The organism is Kitasatospora sp. MAA4 (assembly GCF_029893355.1).
In the GTDB taxonomy this organism is placed as follows: domain Bacteria; phylum Actinomycetota; class Actinomycetes; order Streptomycetales; family Streptomycetaceae; genus Kitasatospora.
Genome location: NZ_JARZAI010000003.1, coordinates 351,509 through 376,511, shown reverse-complemented (window position 1 = coordinate 376,511; position 25,003 = coordinate 351,509). Strand labels below are relative to the sequence as shown.

Below are 25,003 nucleotides of genomic sequence, written 5' to 3'. Positions count from 1 at the left end.
CGGCCTGGCGATGCGTCATCTCACCGGCGTGGAGGAGCCCAAGGGGAGAAACGGTCCTGCATGCCCACCGCGGCCGGCGGAGCAACGACACGTCAGAGTGCGTGAAATACCCCCGTTCGCTCCAGTGCGTCACTCTTTTGCACCTTTATTATTCTTTGCTCCTTAAATTGTGATCGCACACTGAATTGGGTTGGTGACGGTACGGCAGCTTGTGGTCTGACCAGAACTCACCATCGGCGCCCGGAAACCCCTTACCGGATGGCCGGGCTCAACGGCGACAAGAAAGGTCTTGTCCTATGGCAGTCAATGCCACTCCCCCCGCTCCCCCAGGACGAGGACGTAGACGCTCTCGACTCACGGAGGCCTTCGTCCTCCTACCCGGACTGGCGTTACTGGCGACGGCCACCCTGGTCCAGAGCCCCGCGCATGCCGCAGACGCGCCGGTGACGCTGGGAACCGACACCAGCTACGCCGTCCTGGCCGGTTCGACGGTCACCAACACGGGCCCCAGCGTCATCAACGGCGACCTGGGGCTCAGTCCGGGCTCCTCGGTCACCGGCTTTCCACCCGGAATCGTCAACGGATTCCAGCACGTGGCCGACGCCGAGGCTCTTCAGGCCCAGTCCGACCTGGTCATCGCGTACAACGACGCGGCCGGTCGGGCACCCTCGGCCCTGCTGACCTCCCCCGGCGATCTCGGCGGACTGACGCTGACGCCCGGTGTCTACAAGGCCACGTCGTCACAGAACCTCACCGGGACGCTCACCCTCGATGCCCTGGGTGATCCCAACGCCGTATTCATCTTCCAGATCGGCTCGACCCTGATCACGGCTCCGTCGAGTGTCGTCAGCCTCGTCAACGGCGCGCAGCCCTGCAACGTGTTCTGGCAGGTGGGCAGCTCGGCCACGATCGACGTCAACTCCTTCTTCAAGGGCAACATCCTGGCCCTGACGTCCATCTCGGTGAACCACGCCGCAGCGATCGAGGGCCGGGCCCTGGCGCGCAACGGCGCGGTCACGCTGGACGACAACGTCATCACGAGGGCGGCCTGCACCGTCGGGCCACCCGGACCGCCTGGACCGAGCGGACCCAGCGGACCTGCCGGCCCGAGCGGGCCTGCGGGACCGACAGGTTCCCCCGGCCCTGCTGGTTCGCCTGGCGCGCCTGGAGCTCCCGGTGCTCCCGGTGCCGCCGGTGCTCCCGGTCCTAATGGCGCACCTGGCGCCGCCGGTTCACCTGGCGCTCCCGGCGCTCCCGGCGCCAATGGCGCACCTGGCGCCGCCGGTTCACCTGGCGCTCCCGGCGCTCCCGGCGCCAATGGCGCACCCGGCGCCCCCGGTTCACCTGGCGCTCCCGGCCCCAACGGAGCGCCCGGAGCCAACGGTGCTCCCGGTGCTCCCGGTGCTCCCGGCCCGACAGGCGCGCCTGGCCAGCCCGGAGCAAATGGTGCCCCCGGTGCTCCCGGCCTACCCGGCGCGAACGGTTCACCCGGCGCCAACGGCCTGCCCGGAGCGAACGGATCGCCCGGAGCAAATGGTGCTCCCGGTGCTCCCGGTGCTCCCGGCCCGACAGGCGCGCCTGGCCTGCCCGGAGCGAACGGTTCACCCGGCGCCAACGGCCTGCCCGGAGCCAACGGATCGCCCGGTGCTAACGGCCTGCCCGGAGCCAACGGCTCACCCGGAGCGAACGGTTCACCTGGTGCTAACGGCCTGCCCGGAGCCAACGGTTCACCCGGAGCCAACGGCTCACCCGGAGCGAACGGTTCACCTGGTGCTAACGGCCTGCCCGGAGCCAACGGTTCACCCGGAGCCAACGGCTCACCTGGTGCTAACGGCCTGCCCGGAGCCAACGGCTCACCCGGCGCGAACGGCCTGCCCGGAGCCAACGGCTCACCTGGTGCGAACGGCCTGCCCGGAGCCAACGGCTCACCCGGTGCTCCCGGTTCGCCCGGCGCCCCCGGTGCCCCCGGCCCGACAGGCGCGCCTGGCCCCGCCGGTCCGCCCGGTCCCGCGGGACCCGCTGGACCTTCCCAATATCCGGGAGAAAACGGCGGTCATGGTCAAGGCGGTCATGAACAAGGTGACCATGGGAAAGAGCAGGGCAACCACGGCAGTGCTCAGGGCACTCAACAGCAGGGTGGCCTCGGCCAGTACCCGAAGGAGTCGAAGCAAGAAGCACTCGCCCAGACCGGTGCAGGCGAAGCAGTCGACCTGATGGCCGTCGCAGCGGTGGCGCTTGTGCTGGGAGGCTCGATCCTCATCCTCCTCAAGCGAAGCCGACGAGGCGCAGCCACCCGCCGGCACTGACCCATCCGACTCCGGGTCCCTGAGACCACTTGTTCTTGCGGACCCGGAGTTCAGGCCCAGAAGTCGTCCGACACCGCCAGATCCTCCACGCACTCGTCAAGATCGGTGATCTTGTCCCCGACGATGCGGAACACGATCCCGCCCGCCGCGTCGATCTTCTTGCCACCCCGCTCAGCCGTGAAGCCGTGCACCGACATCACATGACCCCGGCCGTCGACGAACACGTGCCGCAGCTCGACCCGGAACGTCCCGTTCGTCTCCAGCGCGAGCCGCCCGTAGTGACCGAGAACCGCGTCCACGCCCTTGTGGTCACCGGAGAGCGGGTGACTGCCGGGGACATGGTGCGTGCAGTCGCTCGTCATCATCCCCCTGAGGGTCTCCATGTCACCCCGTGAAAACGCCTCGTAACCCCTGCGGATCAGTGCAGCATGCGGATGCTCAGCCATGGCACCTCGCCACCCTTCCTGGACTCCTTTCCACCACCCTTTCACCACCCCGTCACCGCGCAACCCGGCCGACGAGGACCACCCCCGCCGGCCGGATAACCCCGCGTGCCTCAGCCCTTCGGACCCGTGGACTGCACCACCTCGAACGACCACAACGTCGACCCCGAAGCCGCCGGCCGCGCCTGGGCATCCCCACTCGGTCGGTGCGCCGCCTGCATCGGCCCCGACATCCACGCCTGGAACGCTTCCTCCGACGCCCACCGCGTGTACACGAGGTACTGGTCCGTCCCCTCCACCGGCCGCAGCAGCTCGAACCACTCGAACCCGTCCGACCCCTCCACCGCCCCAGCCCGCGAAGCGAACCGCGTCTCCAGCACCTCCCGCTGCTCAGCAGGAACAGTCAGCACGTTGATCTTGACAACGCTAGGCACGTGACACCTCTCATCAAAAGGGGCCCTACCTGGGCTCCCAACCTGAACCACGTGCCAGCAGTCTCCTACATACGACAGGATGGTGAGCACGCTTGAGACCATATTCGCAAGCTGTCACCCCGTTGCATTGACGCCTCGTCAGGTGCCGCGCCCGCGCCAGCACGGCTCGGCTATGCCAGAACGGGAATATCCGCGTTGCGGCATAGACGGCCGTCGCGGGTACCCGTACCGTCGGCGGGAAGCTGGGAGACGCCCGGCTTTGAAGGGAGTCAACTGTGGCTGCGAAGCCGGGACTTACCCGCCAGAGCTTGTTGAGGATCCCGAAATGACCGAGTACGTGGAGTTGCGCCAGATCAGCCTTGCTCATGCTGTGCCGTTTGCCCAGTACTTGAAAGAACACGGGTGACACTGAATCCTGACCAGCTAGCCACCTCGAAGCAGGACCTAGCAAAGAGTCTCAAAAACATGCGCGACCGGGCTGGCCTTACTGGCGTAAGGCTGGCCCGGTTGTGCAATATGTCGCAGAGCAAGGTTTCCAAGATAGAAACCGGAAGGATCGAGCCGAGCCTTACGGACGTTGAATGTATCCTCCGCGCGCTCAAGGCGAGCTCGGATGAGATTCAGGAGGTACTGACTCTCGCCAGGCTCGCCTCCACCGAGTGGCAGGATAAGCGTTCGTCGTGGCGCCGTGGGACAGAGAAGCGCCAGGCTGAACTGGCAGCACTTGAAGCGGGCGCAAGTCGGCTCCGCTACTTCCTGCCGTCGATGATTACCGGGCTCCTGGCCACTCCGGAGTACGTGACGGCCAGCCTGGCTCACACGCCAGGAGATCCAGGCAAGACGGCAGCGCGGAAGATTGAGCGTCAGGCGATCCTCTCCGACAGCAGCAAGCAGTTCACCTTTCTTCTGACCGAGCAGGCCATTAGGTGGGCTCTCGTTCCGCCGGCCGTCATGGCAGCGCAGATTGACCGGCTGGATTTTTTGTCTCGCCGCCAGAACATCCGGCTCGGGGTAATCATGAATGGCACCCCCTTGTCGCGAGGGCCCATGAATACCTTCACTGTCTACGACGAGAGGCTGGTGACTGCCGAGATGTTCACCGGCCGCATGGTCTTCCAAGATCCTCGGGATGTGCGGCAGCATCTTGATATCTTCTCTTTGTTTGAGCAGGGCGCCGCCTTTGGGCAGGAGGCCCGCGACCGGCTGGATGGCTGGTCCAGCGGCTATCGCACATGATCCTAGTCAATTACAGGAATAGCTCTGTCTGGTGCCACAAATCAACCCTAGCCTGGTCTTCATCGAGGAAACCCAGTGCGATGGGAGCATGTGATGCCCGTAGTCAAACCCATGAGGAAATCCGAGACGACGCAGGATTGCACCCGGTGCGCTGAGTTCGACGCTCAAGCCAGCGTGGCGGCAGGGAAGTTCGACCGATCGGCGCAGCTGGACATCCGAATCCGACGCGACGAGCACCGCGAGTCGCAGTTCTGTCGGCGGGCGGTCTCGTGAACGTGCCGATCGAGCAGCCTGCCCCCAGCGAGGACCAGCCCGCCGAGTAGTAGGAGGACCTGTGACCAGCACTGAGATGAAGCACAAGGGCGACCACAAGGCCCCGCCGAAGCACCGAGGCGACCCCGCGCCGGAGCCCACGCCGCCCGCCCCGCCGTCCAAGTAGCCCCCAGCGGTAGGCCCCTCGTGTACGTTGCGGGGGGCCTACCCCGCTGCCAGGGAGAGCTGATGACCAGCGCTGACAAGTTCGCCATCTCGTACGAGACTCGGCATTACGCCGATGTGAACTGGGCACGGAAAGCTGACCGGTGGACGGTCACCTTCTACCTGCCCACTGAGCAGGTAGGCACCGCCGTGATCACCCGAGTCGTCCCCGGTGTCAGCCCGAACCCCTATCGCGCGCTCGACACGGACCCTGGCCTCCTCGATCGCATCCCGTGTGTCGTCTTCACCGAGAACGGTGAGCTCGCTCCTGCCGTTCGCGAGATGGATCCGGCACTGTTGCTGCTGCTGGAGTCCGTAGAGGTGGCCGACAAGTGGCGCGGGACGGGCATCGGGATGTTCCTGGCGGTCACTGCACTGCGCAGGCTGGCAGTCCCGAAGACGGTCGCCGTCTGCTACCCGGCCCCGATCCACACGCACGGCCCGGACGAGCCATGCAGCTACGCATCCGATGATCCCGAGGTGCGCCGCCCAGATGACGAAGCCGTCGCCGCGCTGCGGAAGGCATGGGCCCGGCGGGGCTTCAGTCATCTCAGCGATGGCGTATACGCCATGGCCTTGGACTGAGCAGACAGACATACTCCGGCACCGCGCCACCGTCGAGGAACTCACTGAGAAGTCGAGCAGGCCGACTCTGCAGAATTGTTGGCGGCACCGATCGATCTTCCGGGATCATGTCGGCATGATCACCATTCATCTGAAGTACGAGATCGACGCCGACAAGCTCGACGACTTCGAGGAGTACGGCCGCCGCTGGGTCGGCCTCGTCAACCGTTTCGGCGGGACGCACCACGGATACTTCCTCCCGAGCGAGGGTGACAGCGATATCGCGTACGCCCTCTTCTCCTTCCCCAGCTTCGCCACGTACGAGCAGTACCGCACGGACAGCGCCACCGACCCCGAGTGCCAGGAAGCATTCGAACTCGCCCGCCGCACCGGCTGCATCAAGCGCTACGAGCGCCGCTTCCTCCGCCCACTCGACACCACGTCCTGAGCCAGGACTGGCCGCTCTGGGCGTCCCACACGGTGGGGACACCCGGAGCAATCAGGTTGTCCCTGGGGTCAGTTGACGCAGGGGATGCCGCCCATCTTGACCGGCGGGCCCTGCATCGGGAGGGCGGCGGACGGGTCGGCGGTGCTGGAAGCGGCGGCGGCCGGGGCGGGGGCGGTTCCGGCCGGGGTGGTGTAGGTGGTGCCGAGGGTGATCTCGATGTGGCCGGCGGGGACTTGGGAGGATGCCTCGGCGGTGGTGCCGTACTTGGCGGCGATGGCCTGGGCGCCGTCCTTGGCGCCGGTGCCGTAGGTGACAGCGGTCGACTTCGGGTGGGTGGTGGCCTTGTCGATTCGGCCGGCCTTGTAGCCCATGGCCACCAGCGACTTGGACTCGTCGGCGGCTGCTCCGGTGACCGACGAGCCGTTGTAGACGTCGACGGTTTCGGAGGAGGAGGAAGAAGACGAGGGGACGGAAGGCGAGGAGGCGGAGGGAGAGGAGGAGGAGGGATCGGCCGGTGCCGGTGCCGGGTCGTGGCCGAAGAGTTGCTGGACCTCCCGCTTGATCAGCGCCGGGTCGACCGTGTTGACGTCCTCGCCGCCGATGGTCTTGAAGCCCGAGATCGGCAGCGTGTTGAACTCCACGTTCCCGCCGGTGAGGTTGGTGGCCTGCTGGGCGAAGTCCAGGATGTTCAGCTGGCTGTCGATCACCACGTCCTTCTTCACCACGTTGAACAGGTCCTGCATCTTGCCGAGGTCGTTGAAGATGCCCTCGTTCTTGAGCTTGTACTCGACCGAGGAGATGAAGGCCTGCTGGCGGTGGGTGCGGTCGAGGTCGCCGTTCGGCAGGTTGTGGCGCTGGCGGACGAAGGCAAGCGACTGGGTGGCGTTGAGGGTGTTGATGCCGGCGGCGCCCTTGAAGCCGGAGCCCTGGCCGGTCTCGTTCGGGTCGCTGGTGGCGTGGTTCAGGCAGACCTGGACCGGGCCGACGGCCTGCGCGATGTCGTAGAAGCCGAGCAGGTTCACCTCGGCGAAGTGGTCGATCGGGATGCCGAGGAAGTTCTGCACGGTCGCCAGCGTCGCAGCACGCCCCACGTCGCGACTCTGCTGCTCCAGTTGGGCCTTGGACAGGCCCTTCCCCGCGAGTTTGCTCTCGGCGGAGGCCTTGGCGATGCCGTACGCCTCCTTGATCTTGTGCATCTTCCCGTCAGCGCCGGACGTCTGGACGTAGTCGTCGCGCGGGATGGACAGCGCGGTGACCTTGCCACCGTTGGCGGGTATGTGCAGCACGATCAGGGTGTTGGTGTTGTAGCCGCCGATGTCGCTGCTGCCGCCGGCCTGCAGATCGTCCTGGACGAACTGCGGCGGCAGGTCGTTGCCGTTCATGTCCTTGCGGCTGTCCAGGCCGATCAGCAGCAGGTTGACCGAGTTGTCCAGGTGCGGCGGCGCGCCCTTCTGGACCTGGGCCAGCGCGTTGGACGTGGTCAGGCCGGTGGTCAGCGACTTGTACGTGTACCAGGTGACGCCGCTGGTGCCGATCACGGCCAGCGAGACCCCGACGGCGATGGTGCGCCCGGCGACGACCAGCGGCGAGGTACGGCGCCCGCCCTTGCGCTTACCGACGCGCTTACCGACGCTCTTACCCACACGCTCACCCACGGCGGTTCCTCCTGTCTCGTGCGATCCGGACCAGGACGACGACCAGGGCAGCACCCACGGCCGCGAGCATCACCGGGAACCCGTTGATGGCCCAGCCCGCGGCGCCGGTGGCCAGGGCCTTGGATCCCTGGTACTTGGCGGAGTTCCCGAACAGTTCGGCGACGGCCGTCGAGGCCAGCACCACCGGGCCGGGCGCCGTCAGCACCCACCACCACCCGGCCCGGCTGCTCAGCGCCGCAGCGGCGACCGGGCCGAGGACGGCACAGATGGCGAACACCACACCCAGTCCGGGGGCGATCGCCTCGTCCACGAACGCTCCCAGCAGCGGCAGCCCGAGCAGCAGCAGGGCGACAGTGCCGCCACGGCCGCCACGGCCCCCGCGCGACCGCGAGCCGGAACGCCCTCCCGCCGGCTGCGGCGCGCGCCCGCGCCGCCGCCGTTGCGTACCCTCGTCGGGTATGACCACCCGCTGGTCTGCCATCTGCTCACCTTCGTCCGGTCGGCCGGTACTCCCAGCGGTCTCGGCCGGCCCGGGCGGGTGCCCGGGGCAGCTCGTTCTGGTAGCTGGACGTCCGAAGAGCAGCCAACGGTTGCTCGGTTGCGCAATCTAGCAAGTATTTCTTACAGATCGGCGCCGAGAGGACCGATCAATGAGGCACCCGCTAGCCGAGCCCGAGCCGCCCGGCGTCCACATGCGTGAGCTTGTCCGGGTTGCGCACGAGGTGGATCGCCGCCACCCGGCCGTCCGCGACCTCGAAGCAGGCGACCGTGTCGGCCTGGCCGGCGCTGGTCACCAGGAGGCCGGGGCGGCCGTTGACCGACACCGCCTGCACGCCGAAGTCGGGGATCGAGCGGGCCATGACGCCGAGGATGAAGCGGGCGACGTTGTCCGCGCCGTGGACCGGGCGCAGCGCAGCGCGGACCTTGCCGCCGCCGTCGGTCCAGGCGGTGACGTCGGGGGCGAGCAGTTCCAGCATCCGGTTCAGGTCGCCGCCCAGGCAGGCGGCCAGGAACTCGTCGGTGACCTTCCGCCGGGTCTGGGCCGACGCGTCGTAGCGGGTGTCGCGCGCCTGGACATGCGCGCGCGCCCGGCTGCCGACCTGCCGGACGGCGGCCTCGCTGCGGTCCAGGGCCTCGGCGATCTCCTTGTACGAGAAGGCGAAGACCTCCTTCAGCACGAAGACCGCGCGCTCCAGCGGCGAGAGGCTCTCCAGCACCACCAGCATCGCCAGCGACACCGATTCGGCCAGCTCCGCGTCGACCGACGCGTCCGGGGCGGCCACCAGCGGCTCGGGCAGCCACGGCCCGACGTACGACTCGCGCTGGACGGCGGCCGAACGCAGCCGGTTCAGCGAGAGGTTGGTGACGGTACGGGCCAAGTAGCCGCCCGGATTGGCGACCTGCGCGGTGGCCTGGCTCCAGCTGATCCAGGTGTCCTGCACCAGGTCCTCGGCGTCGGCGACGCTGCCGAGCATCCGGTAGGCGATGCCGAAGAGCATCCGCCGGTGCTCGGCGAAAGCGGCAGTGCGCGCCGAAGTGTCCAAGTCCTGCGGGCCCGGCCCGTCCTGTCGGTCGATCACCGGCCGACGGTACCGCACAGGGGTTTCGGGGCAGAGGGCGAGCCAACCCCACCACCGGCGACCAGGCGATAAACCTCGAGCTGAAAGCTTGACGAAGGGTTTACTATCTCGATGATCTGCTTTGAGGCTGATCGTTTGAGCTGGAACTCTGCACAAGGTGGTACGGGGGATGGACGCCGTGGGTGTCATCGTGATCGCAGTCATAGCGCTACTCGCCCTAGGACTGTTCTGGGTGGTCGTCCGCTCATACAACCGGCTGATCAGGCTGCGTAATCAGACCCGCGCGTCCTGGGCCCAGATCGACGTGCAGCTCAAGCGGCGGCACGACCTGATCCCCAACCTCGTCGACACCGTCGCCGAGTACGCCGCCCACGAGCGCGGCACCTTCGAGGCCGTCACCGCCGCCCGCGGCGCCGCCGCCTCGCGCGACCTCGGGGCTGCGGAACGCGCCCAGGCGGAGAACCAGTTGACCGCCACGCTGGCCAAGCTGCTCGCCACCGCCGAGCAGTACCCGGAGCTGCGGGCCAGCCAGAACTTCCTCAAGCTCCAGGCGGAGCTGTCCGGCACCGAGGACAAGATCGCCTACGCGCGGCAGTTCTACAACGCCGCCGTGCAGTCCTACAACACCGCGCTGGAGTCGTTCCCGAGCAACCTGGTCGCCGGCCTGTCCGAGCACGCGAAGCAGGAGTACTTCGAGGCCGAGACCGAGGCCCGCGAGGCAGTCAAGGTGCGGTTCCGGTGACGGCCGGCGCGGAGTTCGGCGCGGCCGGCGCGGCCGCCCTCGCCCTGTGGCTGCTCGCCTTCGGCGCCGCCCTGCTGGCCACCCGGAACGGAACGGTCCAGGCGGGCCCGGCCACCCAGGAGCTCGGCGACTCCCCCGAGCCGCCCGCCGTGGTGAGCCTGCTCGCCAACGGCTGGCGCTCCGTCGACCACGCGGCGGAGTCCACCCTGCTCGACCTGGCCGCGCGCGGGCACCTCGAACTGCGCCAAGCCGGCGAGCACCCGGCCGACACCACCGTGCACCTCACCAGCGACGCCCCGACGATGCTGCGGCCCTACGAGCACCGGGTGCTGGCCCGGGTGACCGCCCAGGCCGGGTCCGACGGCGCGCCGATCGGCGCCATCGCCTTCCGCGCACCCAAGCAGGCGGCGACCTGGAACCGGCTGCTGCGCCAGGAGATCGTCGCCGAGGCCCGCCAACGCGGCCTGTCGCGGGCCCGGTTCGGCAGCGCCCTGGGCACCGCGCTGATGGCGGCGGCGGTCGCCCCGGCGGTGCTGTTCGGCCTGGCCGTACTGACGATCGGCGGGACGCACGGTGTCCGGGGGGCGCTGCTGGCCGGCGCGGTGACCTTCACCGTGCTGACCTTCCTGCTGAGCACCGCGATCGGCGAGCGCGCCACCCCGGCCGGCCTCGACCGGGCCGCGCACTGGGCCGGGGTGCGGTCCTGGCTGCACGCGCACGAGACCTTCACCCAACTTCCGCCCGCCGCCGTCACGGTGTGGGAGCGCTACCTGGCGTACGGCGCGGCGCTGGACGTCACCGTACGGATCAACCAGCTGCTCGACTTCGGCACCGGCAACCCCCGCCGGGTCTGGTCCGGGTACGGCGGCACCTGGCGCGAGGTGCGGATCCGCTACCCGCGGGTGTGGCCCGGCCTGGGCGCCAGGGACCGCGGACTGCTGCAGCGCGCTCTGGCCGCGGCCGTCGTGGCGGTGGGCCTCGGGGTCTTCGCCGCGCTCCGGCAGCCCTCCTGGGTGTCGGGCGGCCTCCTGGACACCGACCACGCGGTGCTGACGCTCGGCTGGATGGTGACGGCGATGCTCGGCAGCGCGGTGGCCGGGCGCTTCAACCGGCTGACGGCGGGCCTCGCCTTCTTCGCGGGGGCGGTCGCCAACGCCCTCGTCGGCGACGACCTGGGACGGCGCGCGCTGGACGGGTCGGGCCCGCTGCTCGGCGAGTGGGTGGCGATCGGACTCTTCGGGGCGGTGGCCGGGCTGTACGTCGCGATGGCCGTCCTCGACCGCGCGGCGGGCCTGACGATCACCGGCGAGGTGCTGCGGATCGAGTCGCGGCGGAGCGAGAAGTGGCCGCACTTCCTGGCCGTCGACGACGGCACCGGCGACCGCACGACCGCCTGGGCGCTGCCCGGCATCCCGAGCGGCTTCGCCACCGGCAGCACGGTCCGGCTGACCGTGACGCCGGCCACCCGCCGGGTCCGCGTCGTCCAGGTGCTCGCCCTCGGCGCGGACTACAAGGCGCAGCTGCGCGAGCCGAGCAGCACCATCAGCTAAGACCGTTCAGAACGAGCGCCCCTCGCTGTGCGGGACGTGCTCGGTCGGCGTGCGGTCGGGCCGGTCCTTGACGTCGCCGCAGAGGTTGTTGCTGAGGCGGGTGAGCAGCGCGGCGAGGTCGGCGAACTGCTTCTCGTCCCAGTCGCCGCACAGCTGCGAGAGCTGCGAGCGGCGGGCGGCGAGCAGCCGCACGGCCACCGCCTCGCCGGACTCGGTGAGCCGCAGCGGCAGGCCGTTGCGGTGGGCCAGGCCCCGGCCCTCGACCTCCCGGGCCGCCGCCTCGATCACCTGCGGCGGGATGATCCTGTGCTCGGCCAGCTCGGCGGGTTCCACCGGTCCCTGCCGGTGCATCTGCAACAGCAGCCAGCTGGAGGCCGGTTGGAGGTCGAGGCCGGCCTCGGCGGTGATCCGCCGGTAGAGGTCGCGCCTGGCCTCCCGGCTGTTCAGGACGGTCAGCGCGCGGGCGATCTCGTCCACCGAGGAGCGCTCGACCGGGTTGACCCCGATCGCCTCGCCGAGGTCCGGCGCGGTGACGGTGGCGCGCAGTGGCTGCTCGCGGATGAAGAGCGCCAGGACGAAGGCCACCGCCGCCACCGGCACCGCGTAGAGGAAGACGTGGGTGATCGACGCGGCGTAGGCGTGCAGGACGTTGTGCTGGACCTGCGGCGGGAGGCTGTGCACGAGCCGCGGGTCGGAGGTGATCGCGCCCGCGCTGAAGCCCGCCGGCAGCGGGACGCCCACCAGGGCGTCGTGCAGCCGGTGGTTGAGGCCGCTGGTGAAGATGGTGCCGAAGATCGAGACGCCGAAGGAGGCGCCGATCGAGCGGAAGAAGGTGGCCCCGGCGGTGGCCACGCCGAGGTCCTGGTAGCCGACGGAGTTCTGCACGATCAGCACCAGCACCTGGAGCACCAGGCCGAGCCCGAGGCCGAAGACCAGGAAGTACAGGCTCGTCTCCAGCGTGCTGCTGTTCTCGTTGAGGCGGGAGAGCAGCAGCAGACCCACCGTCACCACCGCCGTCCCGGCGATCGGGAAGATCCGGTAGTGGCCGGTGCGGGCGACGATCTGGCCCGAGCCGATCGAGGTGAGCAGCATGCCGAGCACCATCGGCAGCATGTGGATGCCGGACAGCGTCGGCGAGACGCCGTGCACCACCTGGAGGAAGGTCGGCAGGAAGGTCAGCGCGCCGAACATCGCGAAGCCGACCACGAAGGAGATCACCGCGACCAGGCTGAAGGTGCGCGAGGCGAAGAGCCTGGGCGGCAGCACCGGCTCCTCGGCCACCCGCTCGACGGCGATGAAGGCCGCCAGCAGCACGATGCCGAGCACGCCCAGGCCGATCACCTGCCAGGAGCCCCACGGCCAGGTCACCCCGCCGAGCGAGGTCATCAGGACCAGGCAGGTGGCCACCGAGGCGATCAGCGCGGTGCCCAGGTAGTCGATCCGGTGCTCGCGCTTGGTCTCGGTGGTGTGCAGCACCACCGCGATGACGGCCAGGGCGACGATGCCGATCGGCAGGTTGATGTAGAAGACCCAGCGCCAGGACAGGTTGTCGACGAAGAGCCCGCCGAGCAGCGGGCCGAGCACACTGGTGGCGCCGAAGACCGCGCCGAAGAGGCCCTGGTACTTGCCGCGGTCCCGGGGCGGCACCAGGTCGCCCACGATCGCCTGGGTCAGCACGATGAGGCCGCCGCCGCCCAGGCCCTGCAGTGCCCGGAAGGCGATCAACTCGCCCATGTTCTGGGCGATTCCGCAGAGCACCGAGCCGATCAGGAAGATCACGATCGAGGCCTGGAAGAACCGCTTGCGGCCGTACATGTCGCCGAGCTTGCCCCAGAGCGGGGTGGCCGCGGTGGAGGCCAGCAGATAGGCGGTGACCACCCAGGAGAGGTGTTCCAGGCCGCCCAGGTCGCTGACGATGGTGGGCAGCGCGGTGGAGACGATGGTCTGGTCGAGCGCGGCGATCAGCAGGGCCAGCAGCAGCGCCCCGATCGGCACCCAGAGGTTGTGGACGCCCTCCTCGGGGGAGAGCAGCGGTTCGGGCTGGGCGTCGGTGCGCTCGGGCTCGGCAGCCGGGTCCGCCATCGGGGTCCTCCACTGAGTCGACACATCGATAATCTGATCATCAGTCCGATTACCCATCGTGTCAGATTTGCCCCGTTTTGCAGCTCGGGGCTGGGCCATCCGTAAGCCCCGCACCAGCGGACGGCTCTGTTCGACCACCGCGTCGTCCTGCATAATCGGGCGCGTTCGACCCGCTGTCAGCGATCCGAGGAGGAACGGCCCATGCAGGGAGGCCACTGCCCCGCATGCGGCACCGCACTGACCGGCTACGGCTGCGGCTGCCTTGCGGACGTCACCGAGACGGCGTTCCTGCCGCCGGTGGAGGGTCCGCCGCTGGTCCGGCCGTACGTCCCGGCGGTCAGCGCGGCCACCGAGTGGCCCGAGGACCCGCACGCCACCGCGGTGCTCCCCGCGACGCCGCCCATGCCGCCCATGCCGCCCATGCCGCCCGCGTACGTACCGGCGCAGCAGGCCGCACCGCGCGAGCTCGGCCTCTTCCCGATCGCCACCGCGCCGCAGGCTGCCCCCGGACGGGCCTCCTCACGCCGCGCGGGACGGCGCCGCGGCACCAGGTTCGCGATGGCCGGGGCGGGCGCCGGCGTGGTGGCGCTCGGCGTCGGGCTGGCCTTCGCACTCGGCTCCCCGCCGGACGTCAAGCACGACGCGCAGCTCCCGCTGCCCACCAGCGCCCCCGACCTGCCGCCGAGCCCCACCACCGGGCCGACCAGCGCGGCGCCCTCGCTCGCGCCCAGCAGCCCGCCCGCGAGTTCGGCCAAGCCGTCGCCGTCCGCCTCGCACTCCAGACCCGCGGCCCACCCGACCACCCAGACCCCGATCGCGGTCACCAGCGCCCCCGCGCCGCCCACCAGCGCCCCCGTCAGCAGTCCGCCGCCGAGCCCCTCCGCTCCTGCGAGCCCGACGGCTTCGCCGCAGGACCTGGGTCCCGGGGACTCGGGCCCCCAGGTGGTGACGTTGCAGCAGCAGCTGTCGGCCGCCAACTGCGGCCGGCACCTGAACAGCGGCACCTACGACAACAACACCCAACGCGCGGTGGCGAACTTCCAGGAGGCCAACGGCCTCTGGCAGGACCAGTGGGGCGTCTACGGCCCGCAGACCCGCGCCGCCCTGGAGTCCGGCACCACCTGCTGAAGCGTGTCAGCCCGTGACTGCCCCGACGATGCTGATCCCCGCCAGCACCAGCATCGCGGCGGCCGCGACCCGGATGATCACCTTCATCGGCACGTGCTTCAGCAACTTCTGCCCGCCCAGGATCGCCAGGCCGCCCACCGCGCACAGCGCCAGCCAGGCGCCCAGGCCCACCGAGAGCGGCTCGGCGTACTTGGCGGCCAGGTTGGCGGTCATGATCTGGGTCAGGTCGCCGAACTCGGCCACCGCCACGACCAGGAAGCTCGTCCCGGCCACCTTCCAGAAGCTGCTGGACGACGGCTCCTTGGCCTCGTGCGCCTCCTCGTCCTTGTGGAGCAGCAGCATCGCCGCGCCGGCCAGGAACAGCACACCGGTGACCCCCTCGACCCAGCGGTGCGGCAGCAGCGCCAGCAGGCTGCCGGCGGCCAGCGCGAGACCGACCTGCACCGCCATCGCCGCCGCCACGCCGGCGAAGACGTACGCGGCCCGGTAGCGGGTGCCGAGCATCAGCGCGGCCAGCGCGGTCTTGTCCGGCAGCTCGGCCAGGAAGATGATGCCGAAGGTGACGGCGAATACGGTCAGATCCATCGGGGGTCGGTCCCTACGGTCGGGCTGCCCGGCCGCCGCCTCACAGAAAAAGAGACCCCGGCCCGACAGCACTGGTCATGATCACAGCACTGCGGCCGAAGGTCTCGCCGACACCCCGGTCCTGGCGGGTGCCCCGGGCGCCGGGCCTCCCGCGCGAGCGGGACGCCAGTATGTCGACGGTCCGGTGGAGGGCTACTCCCCTTCAACGCCCCCACTCTACCGGACGACGTACCAGACCCCGCCCCACCAGCTCCAGCACCACCACGATCGCCACCGCCTCGACCGCCAGCAGCGCCACCAGGACGAAGAGCTGCACGGCCCCCGCCGACACCGGAGAGGCGCCGCCGAGCAGCATGCCGACGAACGCGCCGGGGAGGGTGACCAGACCCACCGTGCGGGTCTGGTCCAGCGCGGGCACCAGCGAGGTGGCGGCGGCCGTCCGGCAGATCTCCAGCCGGGCGTCACGGTCGTCGAGGCCGAGCGCCATCGCGGCCTCCACCTCGCCGTGCCGCTGCGCCAGCTCGTCCAGGGCCCGGCGGCCCGCCAGCGAGGTGGCGGTCAGCCCGCCGCCGATCAGGATGCCCGCCACCGGGACGATCGACAGGCCCTGCAAGGGCAGTAGCCGGGCGACGAGCAGCAGCGCCAGCACCGGCAGCACACCGGCGCCGAGCGGAACCGCCGCCCAGGCCCACGCCCAGCCCGGGGCGTCCGTCATCCGCCGCCCGGCCGTCCGCACCGCCACCGAGAACATCAGCAGCACGAAGAGCGCCGTCCACCAGAGCGAGTGCACCACCCAGGTGATCACGAACGCGACCGCCGCCAGCTGGATGACCGCCCGCACCCCGGCGCGCAGCACCGCGCGGCCCTGCCCGAGCATCCCCCATCCGGCCACCGCCACGGCCGCGGCCAGCAGCAGCACCATGGCGACCCCGAGCACCGGGGTCACCGGGAGCAGCTGGGTGTTCGCCGAAGTGGCGAGCGGCACCGCGGTCAGATCCAGCTGACGAACCACATGTGGTCTCGCCAGACGGTCGTGGGGACCACCGCTCCGGTGTAGAGCGGCAGGAAGTAGGCGAAGCAGATCATCACGGCCAGCACGATCGCCCCGGCCGCCGTCGCGCCGATCGCGCGCCGGCGCGGTCCGGCCCCCTGCGGCCCGAGCATCGCGCCGAGCATCTGGGCCACCGCCAGGCAGAGGAAGGGGACCAGCACCACCATGTAGAAGGAGAAGATGGTCCGCTGCTGGAAGCCGAACCAGGGCAGGTAGATCGCCGCCACAGCGCAGAGCACGGCGCCCGAGCGCCAGTCCCGGCGGAAGAACCACCGCCACAGCAGGTAGACCAGCGCGAAGCAGGCCGTCCACCAGAGCAGCGGGGTGCCGAGCGCCAGGATCTGCGCCGTGCAGCCGTCGGCGGCGGTGCAGCCGTGCTGGCCCGCCGAGGAGTTCTCCACGTACATCGAGACCGGACGGCCCTGGACCAGCCAGCTCCAGGGGTTGGACTGGTACTGGTGCGGCGAGGTGAGCGTGGTGTTGAAGTGGTACATCTCCGCCTGGTAGTGCCACCAGCTGCGCAGCGCGGCGGGCAGCAGGCCCGAGCGGCCGTCCGCCCAGTGCCGGTCGTAGCCGCCACTGGTGGCGAACCAGCCGGACCAGGCCGCCAGGTACGTCCCCGCGGCCACCAGGACCAGCGAGCCGAAGGCCGGCGCCGCGTCGCGCCGCAGCATGCTGCGCAGCGGGTGGCGGGCGCCGGCCCGGCGGCGGGCGGCCTGGTCCCACAGGACCGTCAGCAGGCCGAAGGCGGCCAGGATCTGGACGCCGTTCCACTTGACCGAGCAGGCGGCGCCGAGCAGCAGCCCGGCGGCCAGCCGCCAGGGCCGCAGGCCCAGTCGAGCCCGGTCCCCGTTGAGGCCCGCCAGGCGCGCCCGGGTCCGGTCACGGTCGATCAGCAGGCAGCCGAAGGCGGCCAGTACGAAGAACATCAGGATGCCGTCGAGCAGCCCGACCCGGCTCATCACGAACTGCAGGCCGTCCACCGACATCAGCAGCGCCGCGGTGCAGCCGATCAGCGTGGAGCCGAAGAGCCGGCGGCCGATCCGCGCCAGCATCAGCACCGACAGGGTGCCGACCACCGCGACCATCAGCCGCCAGCCGAAGGGGTGCAGGCCGAAGCCCCACTCCCCCAGCGAGATCACCCACTTGCCGAGCGGCGGGTGGGCGACGAAGGCCGGCTCCGAGGAGAGCGGGACGACCTGCGGCACCGCCAGGATCTGGTCGTTGGCGTTGGCCGGCCAGGTGCCCTCGTACCCCTGCTGGAGCAGCGACCAGGCGTCCTTGGGGTAGTACGTCTCGTCGAAGACGAAGGCGTTGGGGAGCCCGAGGTTCCAGAACCGCAGCACGCCCGCGAAGACGGCGACGGCGATCGGGCCGAGCCAGCCGGAGTACCGCACCAGCCAGGACGCCCGCCGGCCCAGCACGTCCAGGACGGACGGTGCGTCGTCCGGCAGGGAAGCCTCGAGCCGCTCGGTGACTGCCGTTTCTGCCATGACCCCACCGATGTCGACGCTCTGACCAGAGGACTGACCCTATGTCGCGGCGGCCAGCCCCGTCACCCTCTCATGCCGCCGTCTGGAGCTCACGGACCGGCACGAGGACGGGCTCCGGCGCAGCCTCCGCGCCCCGGACGTTGTCCTGAGCCGGCGTGAGGTGGCGCCGCAGGCCGAGCGCCAGCACGACGATCAGCAGCGTGCAGCCGGTCATCGCCGCCAGGTAGAGCGGCCACAGGCCGGTGCCGATCAGCAGCACGCCGACCGCCGGGCCGACCGCGATGGCCAGCTGCTTGACCAGCGAGAACGCGGAGTTGTAGGTGCCCAGCAGCCGGGTCGGCGCCAGGTCGGCGACGATCGGGCCCAGCGTGGGGGCGAGCATCGACTCGCCGATGCCGAAGAGCACGTAGATGGAGACGATCGCGACGGTCGCGGCCATCGCCTCGCCGCGGATCAGGCCGGCGAGCAGCGCGGCCGCCCAGGCACCGAGCCAGATCACGCCGGTGGCCGCCATCGCGGTGGTCCGGCGGTGCCGGGCGGTGATCCTGACCATGAACATCTGCAGCACCACGATGGTCAGCGCGTTGGCGCCGAGCGCCATGCCCAGGGTGGCGGGCGCGGTCCGCACGGTGTCGGTGGCGAAGGCCGCCACACCGGACTCGAACTGGCCGTAGCAGGTGAAGAAGATCAGACCGGCGAGCAGGCAGAGCCGCAGCATCGCCTTGTCGGCCCGCAGCGCGCGCAGCCCGCTTGGGGCGTCGGAGGCAGCCGCGAGCGCCACCGGGGTGGCCGTGAGGCCGTGGTCCTTGGCGATCCTGGCGGTGCCGGTGACCGCGCCCAGCGCCAGGAAGGCCAGCGCCTCGATGGTGAAGAGCCTGGTCAGGCTGGCCGGGTCGGAGACGTTGACGATCTGCCCGCCGACCAGCGCGCCAAAGCCCATACCCAGGTTGACCAGGGTGAACTGCAGCGCGAAGGCGTGCGAGCGGGTCTTCGGGGTGGAGCAGCGCACGATCATCGTGGCCAGCGCCGGCTGGCAGGTGGTGACGCCGCCGCCGAAGAGGAAGGAGGAGACCAGCAGCGCGGCCGTACCGGTGGCGTGCCCGAAGCTGAACGCGCCGGTGGCGGCCAGCGCGGCGCCGGCCAGCAGCACCGGGCGCGGCCCGTACCGGTCGATGCCGCGGCCCGCGAAGGGCAGCACGAAGAGCGCGGCCAGCGCGAAGACGGTGAAGACCATGCCGGCGGCGAGCGAACCGAGCCCGCGCACCTGGTCCACGTACACGAACATGTACGGCATCGTGAACCCGCTGCCGAACGCGCTCAGCGCGTTGCCGACCTGGACCCGGCGCAGGGGGCCACCCGCTCCGTACGTGTGCTGCTGCTTCATGGGTGGACACCCCTTCGAGGTTTTAGGCTGCAAGATTTCAGAGCTAAAATATACGAAGCGTAAGAGTGTTGTGTCAAAGGCTTAAGCGGAGCAGCGAAGCGTGGGAGACTTGGCGGCATGACCGCTCCCAAACCCGCACCGACGACCGCGCAAGAGCTGTCCGTCGATGAGCAGGTGGCCATCTACCAGCGGGAATTCCCCACGGTGGACCCCCAGGTGGAGACCATCATGTCCACCCTGTCGCGGGTCGCCCGCCGGATGAACGTGGCCTACACCCGCCAGATGAATGTGCTCGGAATCACCAGCGCCGAGTGGGAGGTGCTCAAGGCCCTGGTGGTCGCGGGCACCCCGTACCAGCTGGGCCCCGGCGAGCTGGCCAAGCGGCTCGGCCTCACCCCGGCGGCGATGACCCACCGGATCGACCGGATGGTCGCGGAGGACCTGGTCACCCGGGAGCGCGACGAGAGCAACCGGGTCCGGGTGATCATCGAGCTGACGGCGAACGGCCGCGACAAGTGGCTGGAGTCGATGCGGATGGCGGCGGTCTTCGAGGAGGAGCTGCTGCAGGACGTCGTGGGCGAGGAGCGGGCGGTGCTCTCGGCGATGCTCGGGCGGATGCTGCACCGGATCGAGGACAGCAACCGCTGAGCCCTTGTTCAGGTGGCGGGCGCGCGGGGGCTGCGGAAGGGTGAAGGACGAGGGGGGCGAACCCCTGTCCGGACCACTGCGCCCCTGGAGGCGAACACCATGTCCGTGGTCACCGCATACCCGCCCGGCACCCCGTGCTGGGTCGACCTGATGGCCCCCGACCAGCAGGCCGCCATCGACTTCTACCGCGACCTGTTCGGCTGGCAGGGCGAGCGGGGGCCCGACGAGTTCGGCGGCTACTCGGTCCTCACCCTCCAGGACAAGCCGGTGGCCGGGATCGGCACGGCCATGTCGATGAACGACCAGCCGCCGCCCCCCACCGCGTGGACCACCTACCTCTGCTCCGCCGACGCGGACGCCTCCGCACTGAGCATCGCGGCCGGCGGCGGCACCCTGCTCACCCCGGTGATGGACGTCGGCACGGTCGGTCGGATGATGATCGCCGCAGACCCCGCCGGCGCGGTCTTCGGCGTCTGGCAGCCGGTGGACTTCATCGGCTCGGCGATCGTCAACGAGCCCGGCGCGGTGATCTGGAACGAGCTCAACACCGCCGACCCGACCGGCGCCGCCGCCTTCTACCCGGCCGCGCTGGGCATCGGGGTCGCCCCGATGGAGGGCATGGACAGCTACTTCTCGCTCACCGTCGACGGGCGGACGGTCGGCGGCATGCAGGGCCTGGCGCGGCATCCGGCCGGTACGCCGTCGCACTGGTCCACCTACTTCGCGGTGGACGACACCGACAGCATGGTGGACGCCGCGGTGCGGGCGGGCGCCACGCTGCTGGCGGCGGCCTTCGACACGCCGGTCGGGCGGATGGCGCCGATCCAGGACCCGCAGGGCGGGATCTTCTGGATGATCGCGCCCACCGAGCCCGGCCAGGCCTGACAGATCTACTGCGGACAGCACTGCGGCCCGGACCGAGGGTTCGGTCCGGGCCGCGGCGTGGCACGGTGAGGGTCCGTCAGGGCCTCATTCCTGGTGCGGGATCAGCAGGGGCCGTTGTCGGTCCAGGCGCCCCACTGGCCGCTCAGCGAGGGGTCCTCGTTGGTGGTCCACCACTTGCTGGTGTAGGTGTGGCCCTTCCAGGAGACCTGGGTGCCGGCCGCGGCGTAGACCGCGGTGGCGGACCAGCTCGGGGCGGTGCAGGTGCCGGCCGAGACGGTCGGGCTGGAGGTCGGGCTGGCCGGCGGGGTGGAGGTGGGCGAGCCGGTCGGGCTGCTCGTGGGGGTACCGGTCGGCGAGGACGTGGGCGAAGACGTGGGCGAGGACGTCGGCGAGGACGTGGGCGAAGACGTCGGCGACGGGGATGCGGTCGGCGGGGCCGGGCAGTTGGCCGCGGAGCCGTTGGTCGCGTTCACCATCGTGTCGAACAGGCCGGTCTGGGTGCCCAGGTCGTAGAGCGAGAAGGCGAACGAGCCGCCGAGGCCGTTGCAGTGCAGGTAGTCGGCCTTGGCCTGGATCGACTGGGTGTCCTCACCGCTCCAGAAGTTGGTGCCGTCGTAGAAGTACGCGGCCTTCGCGGTGTCGTCCCAGTAGGTGTCCGCCGGGTTGTCGACGACGCCGCCCAGCTCCTTGTACATCCGGATGCCGTTGACGTTGCCGGACATCGCGGCGCCCGCCGCGGGACCGCTCGCGGGCTGGAACAGGCCGTGGTTCGGGCCGGCCGGCACGCCGGTCCAGCCGCGGTAGTAGAACGGCACACCCATGTTGATCTTGTTGGCGGGGAAACCGCCCACGATGCCGTACTGCGGGTCGCCGACCGTCCAGGCCTTGACGGCCTCGTCGATCGAGTACTTGGCGGTCCCGGGTGCTATCGCGGTGCTCGGGTCGTTCGGGTCCGAGTACAGCGGCGCCTGGTGGTTGGCCGGGCCGGTGCCCTCCCAACCGCCGTGCATGTCATAGGTCATGACGTCCAGGAACGTGAGGTACTGACCGATCTTGTTGGTCTCGACGTTCTGGATCTTGTCCTGGCCGGCGCCGACCGCCGCGCTCAGCGCGTAGGTCTTCCCGTCCGCCTTGCCCTGGGCGTCCAGCTCCGAGCGGAGCTCACCGAGCAGCGCGGTGTAGTTCTGCTTGTCGTTGGGGCTGGCGTGGTTGCCGGTGTGGCCGCCGCCGCCCGGGTACTCCCAGTCGATGTCGAAGCCGTCGAAGATGCCGGCGGCCGAGCCCGGGCCGCCGTAGCCGGCGTCCGTCGGCAGGTTGCCCTTGATGAACATGTCGATGCAGGAGGAGGCGAAGGCCTTGCGCGAGGCGTCGGTGGCGGCGACGTCGGAGAAGTACTTCGAGTAGGTCCACCCGCCGATCGACAGCAGGACCTTGAGGTTCGGGTTCTTCGCCTTCAGCTCCTTGAGCTGGTTGAAGTTGCCCGCGATCGGCTGGTTCCAGACGTCGGCCGTGCCGCTGACGCTGGTGGTGGCGTCGTAGGACTTCTCGTAGTCGGCGAAGGCGTCTGCCGCGCCGTCACCGGCGTTCGGGTTGCTGTCGTCCTGCGAGGCGGCCTTGGTGGCCTCGAAACACTTCCCGCTGGTCGGGTCGATGTTGGCGAAGTCGTAGATCAGGTAGTCCAGCTTGCCGGCCACGCCGGTGTCCTGGACGGTCTTCGGGTAGTAGCCGTTGGCGTACACCGACCACTGGTCGAAGTAGGCGACCTTGAGGCCACCGCTGGTGGCCGGCGCGCCGGTGGTGTTGCCGGCCGCGGCCTGCGCGGTGGCGGTGCCGCCGGCGGTCAGCGAGAGGCCGGCGCCGAGCAGCAGCGAGACGCTGGCGCCCAGGGCGAGGGCGACCAGGCTGCGGGACCTGCGCGGCTTGGCGCGGTCCTGGGCGACCGGTCCCGGTGGGACGATGCGAGTAGTCATGGGGTGCGTCACTCCTGGTTGTGGGGGCCTGCCGCGCCCGATGGGGAGGCCAACAGGCTGTGGGAAGCCGGTCGGGACCGTCGGAAGCCGGGCGGGTTAGTGGGGCCGCTCAGCCATGGGCATGACAGGGGTGGGGCATGCAAGGACCTGCTGTGACGGACGCCGGAGAGCACCAGGACCGGCGTCAGTGGTCGAGACCACTGACGCCGGCTCAGGGGCTCCCTGCACCTGGGCATTAAAATGGACTAGACCAACTCCCGCGTCAAGACCCACTTCGGGGCCTTGAGCCGCCGTTAAGGTTCGCTCTCCTGCCGAAGCCCGGCTGACCAGCGCGTAAACCTTCCGGGTCCGTCTTGAGATGTACGCGGGCTGCATCCTGCGGCCCATCCGGCGGACCCCTCGGGTCCCTCTCCTGCGGCTTCCGCCTGCCCGGGCCCGCTCCCTAGCGTGGAGGCGACAGTCCCACCACCTCCGCCCGAGGACCACACCATGATCGAAGCCGTCGGCCTCACCAAGCGCTACGGCCCGAAAACCGCCGTCCAGGACCTGAGCTTCAGCGTCCGCCCCGGCATCGTCACCGGATTCCTCGGCCCCAACGGGGCCGGCAAGTCCACCACCATGCGGATGCTGCTGGGCCTGGACACGCCCAGCTCCGGCCACGCCGTCGTCAACGGCCGCCGGTACGCCGAGCACGCCGCGCCGCTGCGCGAGGTCGGCGCGATGCTGGAGGCCCGGGCCATCCACACCGGCCGCAGCGCCTACAACCACCTGCTCGCGCTGGCCGCCACGCACGCCATCCCGCGCAGCCGGGTGGAGGAGGTCATCGACCTGGTCGGCCTGCGCGAGGTGGCCCGCCGACGGGCCGGCGGCTTCTCGCTCGGCATGGGCCAGCGCCTGGGCATCGCCTCGGCGCTGCTCGGCGACCCGGCCACCGTGATCCTCGACGAGCCGGTCAACGGCCTCGACCCCGAGGGCATCCTGTGGATCCGCAACCTGCTCAAGTCGCTGGCCAGTGAAGGCCGTACGGTCCTGGTCTCCTCTCACCTGATGAGCGAGATGGCCCTCACCGCCGAGCACCTGATCGTGATCGGCCGCGGCAAGCTGATCGCGGACACCTCGGTCGCCGACTTCACCCGCAGCGCCTCGCAGGGCGGCGTGCTGGTCCGCACGCCCGACTCGGTCCGGCTCGCCGAACTGCTCGGCGCCCTGCCCGAGGTGACGGTGCGCACCGACGACTCCGACGTTCAGCTGCTGACGGTCGAGGGCGCGCAGAGCGAGCGGATCGGCCGACTGGCCGCCGAGCACGGCCTGGTGCTCTTCGAGCTGACGCCGCAACAGGCCTCGCTGGAGGAGGCGTTCATGGAACTCACCAGGGACGCCGTCGAGTACGAAGCCGTCGTCACCCCGTCCAAGCTGGTCAAGGAGCCCGCCGCATGAGTACCAGCATCGCCCCCTCCCCCACCCCCGCTCCCGTCCTCATCTCCACCCGGGCCGGCACCGGCAAGGTCACGATGGCCCACGTGGTCAACGCCGAGTGGATCAAGTTCCGCACGCTGCGCTCGACCTACTTCACGCTGCTCGCCGCCGTCGTCGCCGACATCGGCATCGCGATCGCGTCCTGCTACGGCGCCGTCGACCGCATCCAGCACCCGCGCCACGAGGGCCCGCAGCACTTCCTGCAGGACTTCAGCCCCGCCGAGTGGAGCCTGCAGGGCTACAACCTGGCGCAGCTGGCGCTCGGCGTGCTCGGCGTGCTGATCGTCACCGGCGAGTACTCCACCGGCATGATCCGCGCCAGCCTGTCCGCCGTCCCGCGCCGGCTGCCGATGCTCTGGGGCAAGGCGGCCGTGTTCGGGGTCGTCGCGGCCGTACTGTCCTGCGTCTGCGTGCTGACCTCGTTCCTCGTCGGCCAGTCGATCCTGTCGACCGTCCACGTGCAGACCACGCTCTCGGCCCCCGGCGTCTCCCGGGTGGTCTTCGGCACCGCCCTGTACCTGACGGTGATCGGCCTGCTCTCGGTCGCCCTGGGCACCATGATCCGCAACGCGGCGGGCGGCATCGCCACCCTGCTGGGCGTGCTCTTCATCGTCCCGCTGCTGGTCGAGGGCCTGCCCACCACCTGGCACGACCACATCGCGCCGTACCTGCCCAGCGCCGCCGGCTCGGCCGTCATGACGCTCAAGCAGGACCCGACGCTGCTCTCCCCCGGCACCGGGCTGATCGTGCTCGCCTGCTACCTGGTCGCCGCCTACGTGGGCGCGGCCGTGGTGCTCAAGCGGCGCGATGCGTGAGCGAGCGCATCTGGACGGTCCGCGGGCATAGGACGGCATAGGACAATGGCC

The 25,003-nt window shown here is 70.2% G+C and carries 22 protein-coding genes; 11 read left to right on the top strand and 11 right to left on the bottom strand.

Annotated features, from left to right (window positions below; genetic code table 11):
- Positions 1–296 precede the first annotated feature (296 nt).
- On the top strand, positions 297–2,306 hold the full coding sequence (locus tag P3T37_RS06350; RefSeq protein ID WP_280722416.1) for an ice-binding family protein: 2,010 nt from the start codon (positions 297–299) through the stop codon (positions 2,304–2,306).
- A gap of 50 nt (positions 2,307–2,356) precedes the next feature.
- Here P3T37_RS06350 and P3T37_RS06345 read toward each other — a convergent pair whose 3' ends face one another.
- On the bottom strand, positions 2,357–2,752 hold the full coding sequence (locus P3T37_RS06345) for a nuclear transport factor 2 family protein (RefSeq protein WP_280722415.1): 396 nt from the start codon (positions 2,750–2,752) through the stop codon (positions 2,357–2,359).
- Positions 2,753–2,862: 110 nt separating this feature from the next.
- Positions 2,863–3,183: an antibiotic biosynthesis monooxygenase gene (locus tag P3T37_RS06340; RefSeq protein ID WP_280722489.1), complete on the bottom strand. Its 321-nt coding sequence runs from the start codon at positions 3,181–3,183 to the stop codon at positions 2,863–2,865.
- A gap of 402 nt (positions 3,184–3,585) precedes the next feature.
- On the opposite strand from P3T37_RS06340, the gene P3T37_RS06335 reads away from it, so the two are divergent.
- The 3 genes from P3T37_RS06335 to P3T37_RS06325 all read left to right on the top strand — a co-directional run bounded on the left by P3T37_RS06335 (position 3,586) and on the right by P3T37_RS06325 (position 5,908).
- Positions 3,586–4,419, top strand: a complete 834-nt coding sequence (locus P3T37_RS06335; RefSeq protein WP_280722414.1) for a helix-turn-helix transcriptional regulator — start codon at positions 3,586–3,588, stop codon at positions 4,417–4,419.
- A 501-nt stretch (positions 4,420–4,920) separates the two neighbouring features.
- Positions 4,921–5,481 carry a hypothetical protein gene (locus tag P3T37_RS06330; RefSeq protein ID WP_280722413.1) on the top strand — a complete coding sequence of 187 codons (561 nt, stop codon included), beginning with the start codon at positions 4,921–4,923 and terminating at the stop codon, positions 5,479–5,481.
- Positions 5,482–5,596: 115 nt separating this feature from the next.
- Positions 5,597–5,908: an NIPSNAP family protein gene (locus P3T37_RS06325; protein ID WP_280722412.1), complete on the top strand. Its 312-nt coding sequence runs from the start codon at positions 5,597–5,599 to the stop codon at positions 5,906–5,908.
- A gap of 68 nt (positions 5,909–5,976) precedes the next feature.
- On the opposite strand, the gene P3T37_RS06320 is transcribed toward P3T37_RS06325, so the two are convergent.
- The 3 genes from P3T37_RS06320 to P3T37_RS06310 form a co-directional block, all read right to left on the bottom strand.
- Positions 5,977–7,563: an LCP family protein gene (locus P3T37_RS06320; RefSeq protein ID WP_280722411.1), complete on the bottom strand. Its 1,587-nt coding sequence runs from the start codon at positions 7,561–7,563 to the stop codon at positions 5,977–5,979.
- Complete coding sequence (locus P3T37_RS06315) at positions 7,556–8,044, bottom strand: DUF6542 domain-containing protein (protein WP_280722410.1); 489 nt, start codon at positions 8,042–8,044, stop codon at positions 7,556–7,558. Before P3T37_RS06315 ends, P3T37_RS06320 begins: the two co-directional genes overlap by 8 nt.
- Positions 8,045–8,225: 181 nt before the next feature.
- Positions 8,226–9,140 carry an RNA polymerase sigma-70 factor gene (locus P3T37_RS06310; RefSeq protein WP_280722488.1) on the bottom strand — a complete coding sequence of 305 codons (915 nt, stop codon included), beginning with the start codon at positions 9,138–9,140 and terminating at the stop codon, positions 8,226–8,228.
- A 172-nt stretch (positions 9,141–9,312) separates the two neighbouring features.
- Here P3T37_RS06310 and P3T37_RS06305 point away from each other — a divergent pair, with 172 nt between their 5' ends.
- On the top strand, positions 9,313–9,885 hold the full coding sequence (locus P3T37_RS06305) for a LemA family protein (RefSeq protein ID WP_280722409.1): 573 nt from the start codon (positions 9,313–9,315) through the stop codon (positions 9,883–9,885).
- Positions 9,882–11,435, top strand: a complete 1,554-nt coding sequence (locus P3T37_RS06300) for a DUF2207 domain-containing protein (RefSeq protein WP_280722408.1) — start codon at positions 9,882–9,884, stop codon at positions 11,433–11,435. The genes P3T37_RS06305 and P3T37_RS06300 overlap by 4 nt, the downstream gene beginning before the upstream one ends.
- Before the next feature lie 6 nt (positions 11,436–11,441).
- On the opposite strand, the gene P3T37_RS06295 is transcribed toward P3T37_RS06300, so the two are convergent.
- The gene (locus tag P3T37_RS06295) at positions 11,442–13,517 is read right to left on the bottom strand and encodes an MFS transporter (protein ID WP_280722407.1); all 2,076 of its coding nucleotides are present in this window, start codon (positions 13,515–13,517) and stop codon (positions 11,442–11,444) included.
- A gap of 201 nt (positions 13,518–13,718) precedes the next feature.
- On the opposite strand from P3T37_RS06295, the gene P3T37_RS06290 reads away from it, so the two are divergent.
- Complete coding sequence (locus P3T37_RS06290) at positions 13,719–14,645, top strand: peptidoglycan-binding domain-containing protein (RefSeq protein ID WP_280722406.1); 927 nt, start codon at positions 13,719–13,721, stop codon at positions 14,643–14,645.
- A gap of 6 nt (positions 14,646–14,651) precedes the next feature.
- Here P3T37_RS06290 and P3T37_RS06285 read toward each other — a convergent pair whose 3' ends face one another.
- The 4 genes from P3T37_RS06285 to P3T37_RS06270 form a co-directional block, all read right to left on the bottom strand.
- Entirely contained in the window at positions 14,652–15,230 is a 579-nt protein-coding gene (locus P3T37_RS06285) for a TMEM165/GDT1 family protein (protein WP_280722405.1), read from the bottom strand.
- A gap of 202 nt (positions 15,231–15,432) precedes the next feature.
- Positions 15,433–16,152, bottom strand: a complete 720-nt coding sequence (locus tag P3T37_RS06280) for an ABC transporter permease (protein ID WP_280722487.1) — start codon at positions 16,150–16,152, stop codon at positions 15,433–15,435.
- A gap of 68 nt (positions 16,153–16,220) precedes the next feature.
- Positions 16,221–17,774 (bottom strand): phospholipid carrier-dependent glycosyltransferase, encoded by a 1,554-nt coding sequence (locus tag P3T37_RS06275; protein ID WP_280722404.1) that lies wholly within the window; start codon positions 17,772–17,774, stop codon positions 16,221–16,223.
- Positions 17,775–17,844: 70 nt separating this feature from the next.
- A complete protein-coding gene (locus tag P3T37_RS06270) occupies positions 17,845–19,158 on the bottom strand; it encodes an MFS transporter (protein WP_280722403.1) in 1,314 nt (437 codons plus the stop codon).
- 117 nt (positions 19,159–19,275) lie between these two features.
- Here P3T37_RS06270 and P3T37_RS06265 point away from each other — a divergent pair, with 117 nt between their 5' ends.
- Both P3T37_RS06265 and P3T37_RS06260 read left to right on the top strand, forming a co-directional pair.
- Positions 19,276–19,806 carry a MarR family transcriptional regulator gene (locus P3T37_RS06265; RefSeq protein WP_280722402.1) on the top strand — a complete coding sequence of 177 codons (531 nt, stop codon included), beginning with the start codon at positions 19,276–19,278 and terminating at the stop codon, positions 19,804–19,806.
- Between the two features lie 99 nt (positions 19,807–19,905).
- A complete protein-coding gene (locus P3T37_RS06260) occupies positions 19,906–20,691 on the top strand; it encodes a VOC family protein (RefSeq protein ID WP_280722401.1) in 786 nt (261 codons plus the stop codon).
- A 101-nt stretch (positions 20,692–20,792) separates the two neighbouring features.
- Here P3T37_RS06260 and P3T37_RS06255 read toward each other — a convergent pair whose 3' ends face one another.
- Complete coding sequence (locus P3T37_RS06255; RefSeq protein ID WP_280722400.1) at positions 20,793–22,661, bottom strand: glycosyl hydrolase family 18 protein; 1,869 nt, start codon at positions 22,659–22,661, stop codon at positions 20,793–20,795.
- Between the two features lie 489 nt (positions 22,662–23,150).
- On the opposite strand from P3T37_RS06255, the gene P3T37_RS06250 reads away from it, so the two are divergent.
- Together P3T37_RS06250 and P3T37_RS06245 are read left to right on the top strand one after the other, a co-directional pair.
- On the top strand, positions 23,151–24,098 hold the full coding sequence (locus P3T37_RS06250; RefSeq protein ID WP_280722399.1) for an ATP-binding cassette domain-containing protein: 948 nt from the start codon (positions 23,151–23,153) through the stop codon (positions 24,096–24,098).
- Positions 24,095–24,952 (top strand): ABC transporter permease, encoded by an 858-nt coding sequence (locus P3T37_RS06245; RefSeq protein WP_280722398.1) that lies wholly within the window; start codon positions 24,095–24,097, stop codon positions 24,950–24,952. The genes P3T37_RS06250 and P3T37_RS06245 overlap by 4 nt, the downstream gene beginning before the upstream one ends.
- Positions 24,953–25,003 lie beyond the last annotated feature (51 nt).